This is a genomic window from Teichococcus deserti (genome assembly GCF_001982615.1).
GTDB classification, from domain to species: domain Bacteria; phylum Pseudomonadota; class Alphaproteobacteria; order Acetobacterales; family Acetobacteraceae; genus Pseudoroseomonas; species Pseudoroseomonas deserti.
Genome location: NZ_MLCO01000274.1, coordinates 21,189 through 33,998, shown reverse-complemented (window position 1 = coordinate 33,998; position 12,810 = coordinate 21,189). Strand labels below are relative to the sequence as shown.

The 12,810-nt window shown below is 71.9% G+C and carries 16 protein-coding genes; 10 read left to right on the top strand and 6 right to left on the bottom strand.

Features of this window, described 5'->3' with window-relative positions; translation table 11 throughout:
- From BKE38_RS32365 to BKE38_RS23560, 9 genes are all read left to right on the top strand, one after another.
- On the top strand, positions 1-367 hold a 367-nt coding region (locus BKE38_RS32365), incomplete at its 5' end, for a putative pterin-binding protein (protein WP_242662549.1).
- 14 nt (positions 368-381) lie between these two features.
- Positions 382-2,832: a putative bifunctional diguanylate cyclase/phosphodiesterase gene (locus tag BKE38_RS23595; RefSeq protein WP_076959670.1), complete on the top strand. Its 2,451-nt coding sequence runs from the start codon at positions 382-384 to the stop codon at positions 2,830-2,832.
- Positions 2,833-3,127: 295 nt separating this feature from the next.
- A complete protein-coding gene (locus BKE38_RS32940; RefSeq protein ID WP_076959669.1) occupies positions 3,128-3,433 on the top strand; it encodes an AtpZ/AtpI family protein in 306 nt (101 codons plus the stop codon).
- Between the two features lie 23 nt (positions 3,434-3,456).
- Positions 3,457-4,212, top strand: coding sequence for a F0F1 ATP synthase subunit A (locus tag BKE38_RS23585; RefSeq protein ID WP_076959668.1), 756 nt, complete (start codon positions 3,457-3,459; stop codon positions 4,210-4,212).
- Positions 4,213-4,297: 85 nt separating this feature from the next.
- Complete coding sequence (locus BKE38_RS23580; RefSeq protein ID WP_076959667.1) at positions 4,298-4,525, top strand: ATP synthase subunit C family protein; 228 nt, start codon at positions 4,298-4,300, stop codon at positions 4,523-4,525.
- Positions 4,526-4,601: 76 nt separating this feature from the next.
- Complete coding sequence (locus tag BKE38_RS23575) at positions 4,602-5,195, top strand: F0F1 ATP synthase subunit B family protein (RefSeq protein ID WP_076959666.1); 594 nt, start codon at positions 4,602-4,604, stop codon at positions 5,193-5,195.
- Between the two features lie 11 nt (positions 5,196-5,206).
- The gene (locus BKE38_RS23570) at positions 5,207-5,713 is read left to right on the top strand and encodes a F0F1 ATP synthase subunit B family protein (protein WP_076959665.1); all 507 of its coding nucleotides are present in this window, start codon (positions 5,207-5,209) and stop codon (positions 5,711-5,713) included.
- A 227-nt stretch (positions 5,714-5,940) separates the two neighbouring features.
- Positions 5,941-6,564, top strand: a complete 624-nt coding sequence (locus tag BKE38_RS23565; protein ID WP_076959664.1) for a glutathione S-transferase family protein — start codon at positions 5,941-5,943, stop codon at positions 6,562-6,564.
- Complete coding sequence (locus tag BKE38_RS23560; RefSeq protein ID WP_076959663.1) at positions 6,564-7,151, top strand: histidine phosphatase family protein; 588 nt, start codon at positions 6,564-6,566, stop codon at positions 7,149-7,151. Before BKE38_RS23565 ends, BKE38_RS23560 begins: the two co-directional genes overlap by 1 nt.
- Before the next feature lie 78 nt (positions 7,152-7,229).
- Here BKE38_RS23560 and BKE38_RS23555 read toward each other — a convergent pair whose 3' ends face one another.
- The 5 genes from BKE38_RS23555 to rfaD all read right to left on the bottom strand — a co-directional run bounded on the left by BKE38_RS23555 (position 7,230) and on the right by rfaD (position 11,835).
- Entirely contained in the window at positions 7,230-8,153 is a 924-nt protein-coding gene (locus BKE38_RS23555) for a hypothetical protein (protein ID WP_076959662.1), read from the bottom strand.
- 70 nt (positions 8,154-8,223) lie between these two features.
- Positions 8,224-8,994: a peptidoglycan editing factor PgeF gene (pgeF, locus tag BKE38_RS23550; protein ID WP_076959661.1), complete on the bottom strand. Its 771-nt coding sequence runs from the start codon at positions 8,992-8,994 to the stop codon at positions 8,224-8,226.
- Entirely contained in the window at positions 8,991-10,007 is a 1,017-nt protein-coding gene (locus BKE38_RS23545; RefSeq protein WP_076959660.1) for a class I SAM-dependent methyltransferase, read from the bottom strand. The genes pgeF and BKE38_RS23545 overlap by 4 nt, the downstream gene beginning before the upstream one ends.
- Positions 10,008-10,023: 16 nt before the next feature.
- Positions 10,024-10,833, bottom strand: coding sequence for a prolipoprotein diacylglyceryl transferase (lgt, locus tag BKE38_RS23540; protein ID WP_076959659.1), 810 nt, complete (start codon positions 10,831-10,833; stop codon positions 10,024-10,026).
- Positions 10,834-10,845: 12 nt separating this feature from the next.
- Positions 10,846-11,835 carry an ADP-glyceromanno-heptose 6-epimerase gene (rfaD, locus tag BKE38_RS23535; protein WP_076959658.1) on the bottom strand — a complete coding sequence of 330 codons (990 nt, stop codon included), beginning with the start codon at positions 11,833-11,835 and terminating at the stop codon, positions 10,846-10,848.
- Between the two features lie 117 nt (positions 11,836-11,952).
- Between rfaD and BKE38_RS23530 the strand changes: the two genes are divergently transcribed.
- Complete coding sequence (locus tag BKE38_RS23530) at positions 11,953-12,258, top strand: accessory factor UbiK family protein (protein ID WP_076959657.1); 306 nt, start codon at positions 11,953-11,955, stop codon at positions 12,256-12,258.
- Between the two features lie 60 nt (positions 12,259-12,318).
- Here BKE38_RS23530 and BKE38_RS32935 read toward each other — a convergent pair whose 3' ends face one another.
- Positions 12,319-12,666 (bottom strand): hypothetical protein, encoded by a 348-nt coding sequence (locus tag BKE38_RS32935; protein WP_076959656.1) that lies wholly within the window; start codon positions 12,664-12,666, stop codon positions 12,319-12,321.
- Positions 12,667-12,810: the final 144 nt, after the last annotated feature.

Sequence of the window (12,810 nt, the reverse complement as noted above, 5' to 3'; positions counted from 1 at the left end):
TGCGCGGGCCGCGGTCCCAGGGGGTCACCGTGCGCAGCTGGGCCAGGCCCAGCTGCGCACGGTGACCCCCTGGGACCGCGGCCCGCGCAACTTCTCCGGCATCCCGCTGCAGCGGCTGCTGGATGCGGTGGAATGCCTGGGCAGCGTGCTCGAGGCCGAGGCGATCAACCGCTACACCACCTCGATCCCGGTCTCCGATGCCGGGCTAGGCGCCTTCATCGTCACCCGGCTGGAAGGCCAGCCGATGCGGGTGCGCGACCGTGGCCCGCTCTGGCTGCTCTATCCCTGGTCGGACCGGCCGGAGCTCGACCGCAGCCTCTATCATGAACGGGCGATCTGGCAGCTGCGCCACATCGCCGTGCGCTGAAGGCCCGCCGCCCCATGTCCTCCCCCCGGGATATCGGCGCCACGGCCCAGGCGATGCCGCCGGCCGCCGGCCCTTCGCAGGGGCGCCCGCGCCTGCGCGCCTCGCTGGCCGGGCTGCTGGCGGCGGCGCGGCATGGCCGGCGCTCCGTGCAGCTCGGCCTCGGCATCGCCGCCCTGCTGTTCTTCGTCTCGCTCGGCGTCTCGATGTTCAACGCCGCGGCGCAGTACCGGCTGGAGGCGCGGATGCAGCGCTCCGGCCTGTGGATGTCGAGCCATGCGGCGGTCGAGGCGGCGCTGTTCGACGCCTGGCTGCGCAGCTACATGATGGGCGAGCTGCCGGCGAGCCAGCTGGAGGAGCAGTTCGAGGTCGTCTACAGCCGCGTGCTGCTGCTGGGCAGCGGCGACCGGCCCAGCGAATACGCCCAGCTGGAGCGGATCCGCAACAACCTGCCGGCCATGCTGCAGGCCATGGCGGCGATCGAGCGCGAGATGGTGCTGCTCTTCGCCGGCGAGCGCGAGGCCTATCGCCGCATCCTGCCGCAGATCGGCGTGGTGCAGGAGCGGCTGCGCATCGCCAACCTGCACATGCACCAGGACCGGCTGCAGGCCGCCGACATCGCGGTCGGCGGCATGCGCCGGCTGAACTGGACCTTCCTGGCGTCGGGCGCCGGCATGCTGCTCTCGGTGGGCCTGCTGGTCGTGCTGCTGATCGCCGAGACGCGGCGGGTGCGGCGGTCGGTGGCCACCGCCAAGGCCGCCGCCGAGCGCCAGGCCGAGGCCGAGCGCACGCTGCGCGCGCTGATCGACAGCCTGCCGGCGATGATCAGCGCCTTCGACCGCTTCGGCCGCCACCTGTTCATGAACGAGGCGCATGCGCGCTTCCACGGCCCTGCCGCCCGCGGCGTGCCGCCCGGCGAGCATGGCCGGCTGGAGCTCGCCCTGGCCAGCGCCGGGCCGCTGCCCTTCCAGGAGCGCGCGCTGCAGAACCAGGATGGCGAGGAGCGCACCCTGCTGACCACCGCCGTGGCCGTGCCCGACGGCAGCGGCGCGGCCGGGCGGGTGGTGTTCATCGCCCTCGACATCACCGACCGCAAGCTGGCCGAGGAGCGGGTGCGGCACCTGGCCGAGCACGACCCGCTGACCGACCTGCCGAACCGGCTGCTCTTCGCGGTGCGGCTGAACACCATGCTGGCCAAGGCCCGCGCCGGCATGGCGCATGGCTTCGCGCTGCACTGCGTCGACATCGACCGCTTCAAGGCGATCAACGACAGCCTGGGCCACCCGCTCGGCGACAAGCTGCTGCTGGCGGCGGTCGAGCGGATGCGCGGCTGCCTGCGCCGCTCCGACACCCTGGCGCGGATCGGCGGCGACGAGTTCGCCATCATCCAGGCCGATGTCACCGGGCCGCAGGACGCCGTGCGCATGGGCGAGCGGCTGGTCCGCGCCATGGCGCATCCCTTCCAGATCGAGGGCTGCACCATCGAGAGCGGGGTCAGCGTCGGCACCGCCCTGGGCCAGCTGCATGGCCAGACGGTGGAGCTGCTGCAGCAGCGCGCCGATGTCGCCCTCTACCGCGCCAAGGCGGAGGGCCGCGGCCGCGCCATGCTGTTCGACCCGGGCATGGAGACCGCGCTGCAGGAGCGCCGCCAGATGGAGGCCGAGCTGCGCGAAGGCCTGGCCGAGGGCGCGCTGCACCTGCTCTACCAGCCGAAATTCTGCCTGCAGAGCGGCCGGCCGATCGGCTGCGAGGCGCTGCTGCGCTGGAACCACGCGGCGCGTGGCGCCATCCCGCCGGCGCTCTTCGTCCCCGTCGCCGAGGAGGCGGGCATGGCCGGCACCCTCGGCCGCTACGTGCTGCGCGCCGCCTGCGCCCAGGCGCTGGCCTGGCGCTCGGCCGGCGTCGAGATGCCGGTGGCGGTCAACCTCTCCGCCGCCCTCTTCGCCTCCGACCAGGCGGTGGAGCTGGTGGCCGAGGCGCTGGCGGCCAGCGGCCTGCCGCCGCAGCTGCTGGAGATCGAGCTGACCGAGGGCGTCTTCATCCGCAACGCCGAGGCCGCCCAGGCGGCGCTGCAGGCGCTGCACCGGCTGGGCGTGCGGGTGGCCCTCGACGACTTCGGCACCGGCTATTCCAGCCTGGCCTATCTGCAGCACCTGCCCTTCGACGTGCTGAAGGTCGACCGCGCCTTCGTCCGCGACCTGCACGCCGAGGACGACAACAGCAGCTGGATCGTCGAGACCATCCTGCGCCTCGCGCACGGCCTGGGCGCCAGGGTGGTGGCCGAGGGCGTCGAGACGCCGGAGCAGCTGGCGGCGCTGCGCCGCCTCGGCTGCGACGCCGCCCAGGGCTTCCTGCTGGGGCGGCCGATGGCGGCGGAGGCGCTGACCCAGCTCGCCCAGGTCGGCGCAGAAGGCGAGCAGGAGGTTGCGGCCGAGGCCGGATCCGCCGCCGACTCCGTCTGGCGCTGAGCCGGCGGCCGCGCCGTCCCGGGGGAAGGTCCGGAAAAGCCTTGGGGGCGGGCGGCGGCCGGGCTAGTCTGCCGCCCGTCACGATGCCCGTCTCCGGGCAACCGCGCCGGCCTGCCGCCGTGGTTGCCGGCGGCGTGGCGGAGCGCCTGCGCAGGCGCCGGCCGATCGGCGTGAAACCCCACTGGCGAAAGGGGTTTCCACCCCTCTGGCCCGGTCCGGCGCACTTGACACCACATGAACGCCCCCTTACGAGCCGTCCAGCCTTCCGGCGGGGGAAACCGCAGCGGGAGCGAGGGTGAACGAGCAGAACGATTTCGATGCGCGCCTGCGCCAGGCCCGGCAGAAGCAGGGTCTGGAGAAGGCGGATGCCGCTGCAGCAGAGGGTTCCCAGGCCTTGCCCGGGAGCGCGCTGCGGATCGGCATGCGTGCCGGTGTCGAGGTGGTCTCCGCGCTGATCGCGGGATCGGGCCTCGGCTGGCTGCTGGATCGGTGGCTTGGCACGTTCCCCTGGCTCTTCATGCTGTTCTTCGTGGTGGGCGGCGCTGCCGGGGTGTTGAACGTCTATCGGCTGTTCAACCCGCGGAACGGCGCTCCGAGATAAGCACCGGATACGGGAGAGCCGCTGTGGCCGCCGAAGGCAAGACGATCGACGCGCTGAGCCAGTTCGAGCTGACCCACGCCTTCGGGCCGATTGGCGCGGCGGTGAACTTCACCCAGTCCAACGCCCACATGCTCGCCGCCTGCGTGGTGATCGTGGCGCTGATGGCCTGGGGCATGGCGCCGCGCGCCGTGGTGCCGGGCCGCTTCCAGGCCCTGGCCGAGACCTTCTACGAATTCGTCGAGAACCTGGTGGCCGGCCAGGTGGGGCATGAGGGGAAGCGCTACTTCCCCTTCGTCTTCGCGCTGTTCATGTTCGTGCTGTTCGGCAACGTGATCGGCCTGCTGCCCTTCGCCTTCACCTATACCAGCCACATCGCCGTGACCTTCGGCCTCGCCTTCCTCGTCTTCCTGGTGACGACGGTCGTGGCGCTGGCGCTGCACGGCAAGAAGTTCTTCGGCTACTTCTTCCCCGAGGGCGCGCCGCTCTGGCTGGCGCCGATCATCGTGCCGGTCGAGGTGGTCTCCTACCTCTCGCGCCCGATCAGCCTCTCGGTCCGTCTGTTCGCCAACATGGTCGCCGGCCACGTGCTGCTGAAGGTTTTTGCGACCTTCGTCGTGCTGCTGGGCGGCCTCGGCTTCATCGGTCCGGTGATCGCGGTCCTGCCGCTCTCCGTGAACGTCCTTCTGGTCGGCTTCGAACTCCTGGTCGCATTCCTGCAGGCCTATGTGTTCGCCATCCTGACCAGCATCTACCTGCATGACGCGGTGCACCTGCACTGACGGGGCCAGTCCCCACAAGGGGGCCACGTCTTTCCAGGACCCGCGTCCAGCGGACCAACATCAGATCAGCGAAGGGATTACTCTGATGGAAATCGTGCTTGCTGCTAAGGCCATTGGTGCCGGCATCGCCGTCCTCGCCCTGTTCGGCGTCGGCCTGGCGCTCGGCAACATCTTCTCGACGCTGATCGCCTCGGTTGCCCGCAACCCGGCCTCGCGCGACACCGTCTTCCCGATCGGCATCCTGGGCTTCGCCCTGACGGAAGCCGTGGCGCTCTTCGCGCTGCTGATCGCCTTCCTGATCCTGTTCACCTGATCCCGGCCGGCGCGCCGTGCCGCGAGGTCCGGCGCGCCGATCGATCGACAGGGTGAACGGCCTGAGGATGCAGAAGATGAAGTCCGCGACCACCAAAGCCACCCGGCTCGGCCTTGCCGCGCTGGCCATGACCGCCGTCTCCACCGCCGCCATGGCGGCCGAGGGGGGCATGCCGCAGCTCGACTTCGGCAACCCGCTGATGCTGGCCCAGGTCGTCTGGCTGCTGATCATCTTCGGCGTCTTCTACTACGTGCTGTCCAGCATCGTGCTGCCCAAGGCCGCCGCCGTGCTGGATGAGCGCCGCAGCCGCATCGAGGGCGACCTCGAGGCCGCCCGCGCCGCCAAGGCCGAGGCCGATGCCGCGCTGGTCGCGCACCAGGCCGCCACCGCCAAGGCCCGCGCCGAGAGCCAGGCCGCCATCGCCACCGCCGGCGCCGCCGCCCAGGCCGACGCCGCCGCCCGCACCGCCGCGCTGAACGCGAAGCTCAACGAGCAGATCGCGGCCGCCGAGGCCCGCATCAACACCGCCCGCGACGCCGCCATGGGCGCGCTGCGCGAGGTGGCCACCGACACCACCAACGCGCTGGTGCAGCGGCTGACCGGCCTGCGCAACGAGGCGGCCGTCTCCAGCGCCGTCGAGCGTGCGCTCGCCGCCCAGGGCAAGGCGTAAGGGAGGTCACCATGCACCATTACGAGCATTTCTGGCTGGACCCGAAGTTCTGGGTCGCCGTCTCCTTCGTCATCTTCGCGGCCCTCGTCGCCAAGCTGGTCTGGGCCAAGGCGACCGAGGCCCTCGACGCCCGCGCCGACAAGATCCGCGCCGAGCTGGATGAGGCCGCGCGGCTGCGCGCCGAGGCCGAGGCCCTGCGCCGCCAGGCCGAGGCCGACCGCGCCGCGGCGCTGGCCGAAGGCGAGGCGCTGATCGCCCGCGCCAAGGCCGAGGCCGAGCGCCTGGCCGCCGCCACCGCCGCCGAGGCCGAGGCTGCCGCCCGCCGCCGCGAGCGGATGGCCATGGAGCGCATCCAGGCCGCCGAGAGCGGCGCCCTGGCCGAGGTCCGCCAGGCCGCCGCCGCCATCGCGACGGCCGCCGCCCGCGACGTCATCGCCAGCCAGCTGGACGCCGCCACCGACGGCAAGCTGATCGACGCGGCCGTCGCCGACCTGCCGCGGGCGCTGCGCGCCGCCTGATTTCCCTGTCAGTTTGCGTCTTCGAGAAGGGGCCCGGCGGGCCCCTTTTTTTGTGCCCGCAAGGGGAAGCGGGGACGTCCCGCCGCTCAGAAATTCACGGAGGCCGGGTTGCGCCCCGCCGCGGCCGCGCCGATGCTCGGGGCCTGCCGGACCGCCGCTCCAAGGGCGCAACCCTCCGGCCCGCCGCATCAGGGCCGCCAAAACGGCCGCGACCACGGGAACACGCCATGAAGCTGTATTTCTCCCCCGGTGCCTGCTCGCTCGGCATCCATGTGATCCTGGAAGAGATCGGCGCACCCTATGAGGCGGTGCCGACCCTCCTCAAGGAAGGCGCGCAGCACAAGCCGGACTTCCAGGCGATCAATCCCAAGGGCAAGGTGCCGACGCTGACCCGCGACGACGGCACGGCGCTGACCGAATGGCCCGCCATCGCCTTCTGGCTGGCCAACAGCAACCCGGGCAGCGGCCTCTGGCCCGCCGCGCTGGAAGAGCAGACCCAGGCGCTGTCGCTGATGGACTATGTCTGCGGCACCATCCATCCGCAGGGTTTCTCCCGCCTGTTCAACCAGGCGCGCTTCGCCCCCAGCGAGGCCGACGCGCCGAAGGTCATCGAGCAGGGCCGCGGCATCGCCGAGAAGGGCTTCGCCGTCATCGAGAAGCAGTGGGCGGGCGGCGACTGGCTGCTGCCCTCCGGCTATTCGGTGGCCGATCCGGCGCTGTTCTTCGTCGCCTACTGGGCGGTGAAGCGGATGAGCATGACCCTGCCGCCGAAGGTCGCCGCGCATTTCGCCCGCATGCTGGCGCGCCCCGCCGTGCAGCGCGCGCTGGCCGCCGAAGGCCTCGAGGCCTGATGCCCGAGACGCTGATCCGCAAGCCCTTCTGGTTCCTGCGCCACGGCGAGACCGACTGGAACGCCCAAGGCCTGTCCCAGGGCAATGTCGACATCCCGCTGAACGCGGTCGGCATCGCCCAGGCCGAGCGCGCTGCCGCCGCCATCGCCGCCCAGGCGACCGAGGGCCGGAAGATCGCGACCGTGGTCGCCTCGCCGCTCGGCCGCGCCAAGGTCACCGCCGAGACGGCGGCCGCGGCGCTCGGCCTGCCGGTCGAGATCCACGGCCCGCTGCACGAGGTTTCTTTCGGTGTCCAGGAAGGCCAGTCGATGGCTGGCTGGTTCGACGACTGGGTGGAGGGGAAATTCACGCCGGAAGGGGCAGAAACCTTCCTGCAGCTGCGGCAGCGGACGGTCGCCGCCATCAACCACTGCCTGGCCCGGCCCGGGCCGGTGCTGGTGGTGGCGCATGGCGCGCTGTGGCGCGCCTTCCGCGCCGAGGCCGGGCTGCCGGCCAATGTCCGCACGCCCAACGCCCTGCCGATGTGGGTCACGCCCCCGGCCGAGGGCGAGGAGGCCTGGCGCTTCGAGCCGCTCGACCTGTCCTGAGGCTGGCCGCCCCGCGCGCATGAAAAAGGCCGGGGACCTGTCGGGGTTCCCGGCCTTCCTGCTTTCAGACGCCCCGCGTCACGGCCGGATGATGGTCGCCTGCGGCGTCTGCGGATTGGTGATCTCGGGCGGCTGGGCGGCGTTGCGCAGCACCTCCCGGATGCCATTGGCCGCCTGCTCGGCCGCCACATAGGCGACATCGCCCCACAGCCCGTTCAGCGAGCCGCGCGGCACCTCGTTCAGCTGCACCACCCGGCCGAGCTCATAGCCGTCGCGCCGCGTCACGATCCATTGCAGCTCGATCCGCTGCTTGTCGCCGGTGTTCACCGCCTCGACCTGGCCCTGCACGGCATAGGTCGCGCCCTCGGCATTGTCCTGCGGCAGATAGGCGAGCTTGGTCAGGAAGTTCCGCATCTGGTCGTTCAGGCTGCGGTTGCCGTCGCCGGGGGCGCCGCGCACGCCGGCCAGCCGGATGCGGATGACGCCCTGGCCGGCCAGCGCCTGCGGGTCGCTCGCCTTGCGCGCCGCCTCGACCCGCTCCAGCAGCTGCACCACCAGCTTGGCGTCGCGGTCGGCGACCTGCTTGAAGGCGGCCTCCTCCTCCAGGCCCCAGCTGCGCAGCGACACCGGCGCGCCGTCGGCCGAGCCCAGCGAATCGCCATCGGCGTCGAGCAGCTCGTAGCGTGGCACCAGCCGGTCGCCGCGGCGCTCGGCCGAGACGCGCAGCGGCCAGTCCAGCGGATAGGGCGCGGCAAGGGCCACCGCCGGCACCTCGGCCACGCGCAGCGCCTCGGCCAGGGTGTTGGAGAAGCGGTCGGCCCCGGCATCGGTCAGCAGCGCCTGGGTGGGCCGCGGCACCGCGACGCGATAGGCCGGCGGCCGGATCAGCCGGGCCGAGTCGCCGCCGGGATTGCCCCAGTAGGAATAGTAGCTGCCGCAGCCGGAGAGCACGGCCAGCAGGGCCAGCGGCAGGAGACGCCGGAACAGGTCAGAGAAGCGCAAAACAGGACACCAGCATGGTCAGCATCACCATCACGAGGAACATCACCAGATAGGGCATGGGCTGCCGGCCTCAACCCGGCAGGGCGATGGCCGAGAGCTGATGGCCGATCGGCCCATCGCCGGCCAGCGTACGCCGGCGATGGCTGAAGAAGCGTTGCGGCTCGGCGAAGGTATCGGCGGGGATCACCGCGACGACGCCGGCGCCGGCCGCGACCAGCCGCGCGGCGCAGTAGCCGGCCAGGTCGAACTGCCAGCGCTCCTCGCGCCGGCCGGGGATCAGGAAGCGCGCATCGGCCTCCTGCCGCGCCAGCACGGCGTCGCGCAGATCGGCGCCGACCTCGTAGGAATCCTGCCGGATGCAGGGCCCGACCACCGCCGTGATCTTCTTCCGGTTGGCGCCGAGGCCTTCCATGGCGTCGAGCGTGGCTTCCAGCATGCCGGCCACCGCGCCGCGCCAGCCGGCATGGGCGGCGCCGACGACGCCGGCCTCGCGGTCCGCGAAGAGCACCGGCCCGCAATCGGCGGTGACGATGCCAAGCGCCAGGCCGGGCACCCTGGTCACCATGGCATCCGCCGTCGGGCGGGCATCGACCGGCACGGCCTCGGTCAGCACGGCGACCGCGGTGCCATGCACCTGGGTCAGCCCGCACAGCGCCTCGGCCGGCAGGCCCAGCGCCGCCATGGCGCGGGCCCGGTTGGTGGCCACGGCCGCCGGGTCGTCCTTGCCGGACAGCGAGCAGTTCAGCGAGGCGAAGCCGCCGGTGGAGACGCCGCCGCGGCGGGTGAAGAAGCCATGCGGCAGGCCGGACAACGGGTCGGCGGTCAGGAATTCGGCGGTCATGCGGTCTCGAACCCCGGCAGATTGGGCAATTCAGGGTGGCAAAGCCCCAGCGCCTTGAACAGCCGCCCCATGCCTTCGGGGGCGATCAGGCGCTGGGCGGCGGACAGCTGCATGCCGGCGCTGGCCGGATGGCTGCGGGCCAGCATGCTGGCGCGGGTGATCAGGCCGAGCCTCTGCAGGAAGAGGCCCTGCGGCAGCGGCCCCCAGATCCTGGCGCCGGCGGCGCGGGCAGCGGCGGCGATGGCCTGGAAGTCGACATGGGCGGTGATGTCGGCGCTGCCGGCCGGGCCCAGCGGATCGGCGCGCTGGTGCTGGCTGAGCGCCTGCAGCGAATCGCCCAGCCCGCTGCGCGCCGGCCCGTAGTCGATGAACAGCGCGGCGCCGCCCTGGGACGCGAGCCGGGCGGCCAGCTGGCGGGTCAGCGCCAGGCCGGCCTCGCAGAGCTCCTGCACGGCGCCCTCGGGGGCCTCGGCCGGCAGGGCAGGGGCGTCTTCCGGCGGCAGCTCGACGAAGGCGCCGCCGGCCACATGGCGCTCCAGCCAGGCCCCGCCGCGGCGGACGAACTGGCGGATCGGCAGCGCGTCCAGGAACTCGTTGGCCAGGATCAGCGCCGGGCCATCGGGCAGGGTGTCGATGCCGTCGTGCCAGGCCGGTGCCGCGCCGCTGGGCAGCAGGGTGCGCGCCTGGGTCAGCCGCAGCGAGGGGCTCTGCTCGACGAGGTGGACCTGCAGCGCCTCGCGGAACTCGGGCATCACCGTCTCGACCGCGCGCAGCGCATCGGCCATCAGCGTGCCGCGGCCGGGGCCGAGCTCGACCAGCAGCACCGGCTCCGGCTGGCCCATGGCGCGCCAGACCACCGCCGCCCAGAGGCCCAGGCATTCGCCGAAGGCCTGGGAGATCTCGGGCGCCGTGGTGAAGTCGCCGGCGGCGCCGAAGGGGTCGCGCCCGGCGTAATAGGCGGTGGCGGCCCGGGCCATGAAGCGGTCCAGCCTTTCGGGACGCTGCTGGCTCATGGCGCGGGCCCCGTCCTCAGGCCGTGGCCGGTCGGGCCGGCGGGCGGGCCGCCAGCATCAGCGTCGCGCCCACCAGCACCATCGGGATCGACAGCAGCTGGCCCATGGTGGCGCCGCCCCAGAGGAAACCGAGCTGCGCGTCGGGCTGGCGGAAGAGCTCGCCGATGATGCGGGCGACGCCGTAGCCGGCCAGGAAGGCGCCGGCGACGAAGCCCTGGCGTTCCCTGATGGCAGGAATCCGGACCAGGATCTGCAGGATGACCAACAGGCAAAAACCTTCCAGGAAGGCCTGGTAGAGCTGGCTGGGGTGGCGCGGCTCGGGCCCGCCATGCGGGAAGACCATGGCCCAGGGCACGTCGCTGACGCGGCCCCAGAGCTCGCCGTTGATGAAGTTCGCCAGCCGGCCGAACAGCAGCCCGATCGGCACCACCGCGGTCAGCCGGTCGCCGAAGCGCAGCACGTTCAGCCCCTGGCGCCGGCAGAACAGCAGGATGGCGACGATGACGCCGGCCGCCCCGCCATGGAAGGACATGCCGCCCTTCCAGAGGTAGAGCGCCTCCCAGGGCGCCGAGAGATAGTGGTCGGTCTGGTAGAACAGGACATAGCCCAGCCGCCCGCCCAGGATCACCCCCAGCACCGCCCAGGTGACGAAGTCGTCGATCTGCTCCGCGCTGGCGGCCACCGGCTGCAGCGCCGCCAGCCGCCGCATCAGCCGCCAGCCGATGATGATGCCGGCGATATAGGCCAGGGCGTACCAGCGGATGGCGAAGGGCCCGATCTCGACCAGCACCGGGTCGATGGCGGGGAAGGGGATGGCGAAGAGCATCAGGCGGCGGCCTTACCGGTAGGGATCGGGCTGGGTCAGGAAGTCCTGAACGTAGCGCCGCACCCCGTCCTCGAGGCTGGTGGCGCTGCCGTCGAAGCCGGCGGCGCGCAGCCGTTCCATCCGCGCCTGGGTATAATACTGGTACTTGCCCACCAGATCGACCGGCATCTCGACGAAGGCGATCTCCGGCGTGCGGCCCAGCGCCGCATAGATCGCCCGCGTCAGGTCGAGGAAGCTGCGCGCGGTGCCGGTGCCGACGTTGAACAGCCCGTTCGCCTCCGGGTGGTCCAGCAGCCAGAGCATCACCTCGACGCAGTCGTCGACATGGACGAAGTCGCGCAGCTGCTCGCCATCGGCGATGCCCTCGCGATCCGACTTGAACAGCGTCGCCGGGGCGCCGGTCATGATCTGGCGGAACTTGTGCAGCACCACGCTGGCCATGCGGCCCTTGTGGAATTCATTCGGCCCGTAGACGTTGAAGAACTTCAGCCCGGCGCATTGCGGCGGCGCCGGCCGGCCCAGCGCCTGGAGTGCTGCGATCCGCCGGTCGGTCTGGTGCTTCGACCAGCCGTAGAGGTTCAGTGGCCTGAGCCGCGCCAGCGCGTCGCGCGCCGGGTCGTCGTCGAAGCCCTCGGCCCCGTCGCCATAGGTCGCCGCCGAGGAGGCATAGACCAGCCGCACCCCGGACTGCGCGCACCAGTCGTGCAGCGCCAGCGTCAGGGTCAGGTTGTTCTCGGCCACCAGGTCGCCGTCGCGCACCGTCGTCGCGCTGATGGCGCCCAGATGGAAGATGACCTCCGGCTTGTTCCCCGCCAGCCAGTCCCACAGCCGCTCCGGGGGCAGGACGCCGGCGATGTCGTGGCGCGCCAGGTTGCGCCACTTCTCGCGCCCTTCCTCGCCCGCCCGCAGCCGGTCGCAGACCATCACCTCCTCGCCCCGCTCACAAAGCGCCGCGACCAGGTTGGAGCCGATGAAACCGGCGCCGCCAGTGACCAGATACATCAACGGGTCCTTCCGCGATTTTGCGAGCGGGAGGGCATGGTCGCCCGCCGGGCGCGCCGGGTATAGGCGCCGGGCGCGGGGCCGGGCAAGTTGCGCCGCAAATGGAGGGTCAGCAGGATGAATAGCGGTTCCGAAGGCGGCGCTGGGCGCCGGGGCAAGTTCTTCGACGACCTGGCCGGCATGGCCGGCGGCGCCTTCTCGGTGGTCGCCGGACTCCGCGCCGAAGTGGAGGCCATGGCCAAGTCCCAGGTCGAGGTGATGGTGCAGCGCCTGGAGCTGGTCCGGCGCGAGGACCTGGACGCGGCGCTGGAAGTGGCGCGGCGGGCGCGGGAGGAAAGCTCGGCCCTGGCCGAGCGGGTCGCGAAGCTGGAAGCCAGGCTGGCCGAGAAGCCGACCGATGCGTCGCCCGGAGCGCCGGTCTGACAGGCAGCACGAAAGGCCAGGGGACGGAATTCCCCTGGCCCTCTGCTTTTTCCTGTTTGTTCAGTAGCCGTAATAGACCGGCGGCGGCGGGCGGTAATAGCGCGGCGGCGGCGGGTAGTAGACGCGCGGCGGCGGATGATAATAGCGCGGACGGTCATAGCCGTAATAGCGCGGGGGCGGCGGCGGGCGGTAGTAGTGCGGCCGGCCGTAATAGCCGCCGCGGCGCCAGTGGTCGTGCACCAGCACGACCCCGTCATTCGCCTGGGCCATGTTGGTCTGGACCAAGTTGGTCGGGGCCATGTTGGTTTGGGCCATGTTGGTCTGGGCCTGAGCCGGCAGCGCGGTGATCCCCAGCGCCAGGCCGACTGCGGCCATGCCAGCCAAAGCCAAGTTGCGGAAGCCGGGCATGGTAGGGTTCCTCCTCGACATGAGCCTGAAGGTGGCCAGTCCGTAAGGCAGAACCGTGGCGGACACCCGGCCGCTTCATGGCCAGGCCTTCACAGCCGCGTGTCAGGTAGCCCGGTAAGTGTCTGTTCCTGCGGTCTGGCCTGG

Coding starts and splice junctions, on each gene's coding strand:
- BKE38_RS23595 (WP_076959670.1), top strand. CDS start 382: ATGTCCTCCCCCCGGGATATCGGCGCCACGGCCCAGGCGATGCCGCCG.
- BKE38_RS23580 (WP_076959667.1), top strand. CDS start 4,298: ATGGAAATCGTGCTTGCTGCTAAGGCCATTGGTGCCGGCATCGCCGTC.
- BKE38_RS23575 (WP_076959666.1), top strand. CDS start 4,602: ATGAAGTCCGCGACCACCAAAGCCACCCGGCTCGGCCTTGCCGCGCTG.
- BKE38_RS23570 (WP_076959665.1), top strand. CDS start 5,207: ATGCACCATTACGAGCATTTCTGGCTGGACCCGAAGTTCTGGGTCGCC.
- BKE38_RS23565 (WP_076959664.1), top strand. CDS start 5,941: ATGAAGCTGTATTTCTCCCCCGGTGCCTGCTCGCTCGGCATCCATGTG.
- BKE38_RS23560 (WP_076959663.1), top strand. CDS start 6,564: ATGCCCGAGACGCTGATCCGCAAGCCCTTCTGGTTCCTGCGCCACGGC.
- pgeF (WP_076959661.1), bottom strand. CDS start 8,994: ATGACCGCCGAATTCCTGACCGCCGACCCGTTGTCCGGCCTGCCGCAT.
- BKE38_RS23545 (WP_076959660.1), bottom strand. CDS start 10,007: ATGAGCCAGCAGCGTCCCGAAAGGCTGGACCGCTTCATGGCCCGGGCC.
- lgt (WP_076959659.1), bottom strand. CDS start 10,833: ATGCTCTTCGCCATCCCCTTCCCCGCCATCGACCCGGTGCTGGTCGAG.
- rfaD (WP_076959658.1), bottom strand. CDS start 11,835: ATGTATCTGGTCACTGGCGGCGCCGGTTTCATCGGCTCCAACCTGGTC.
- BKE38_RS23530 (WP_076959657.1), top strand. CDS start 11,953: ATGAATAGCGGTTCCGAAGGCGGCGCTGGGCGCCGGGGCAAGTTCTTC.
- BKE38_RS32935 (WP_076959656.1), bottom strand. CDS start 12,666: ATGCCCGGCTTCCGCAACTTGGCTTTGGCTGGCATGGCCGCAGTCGGC.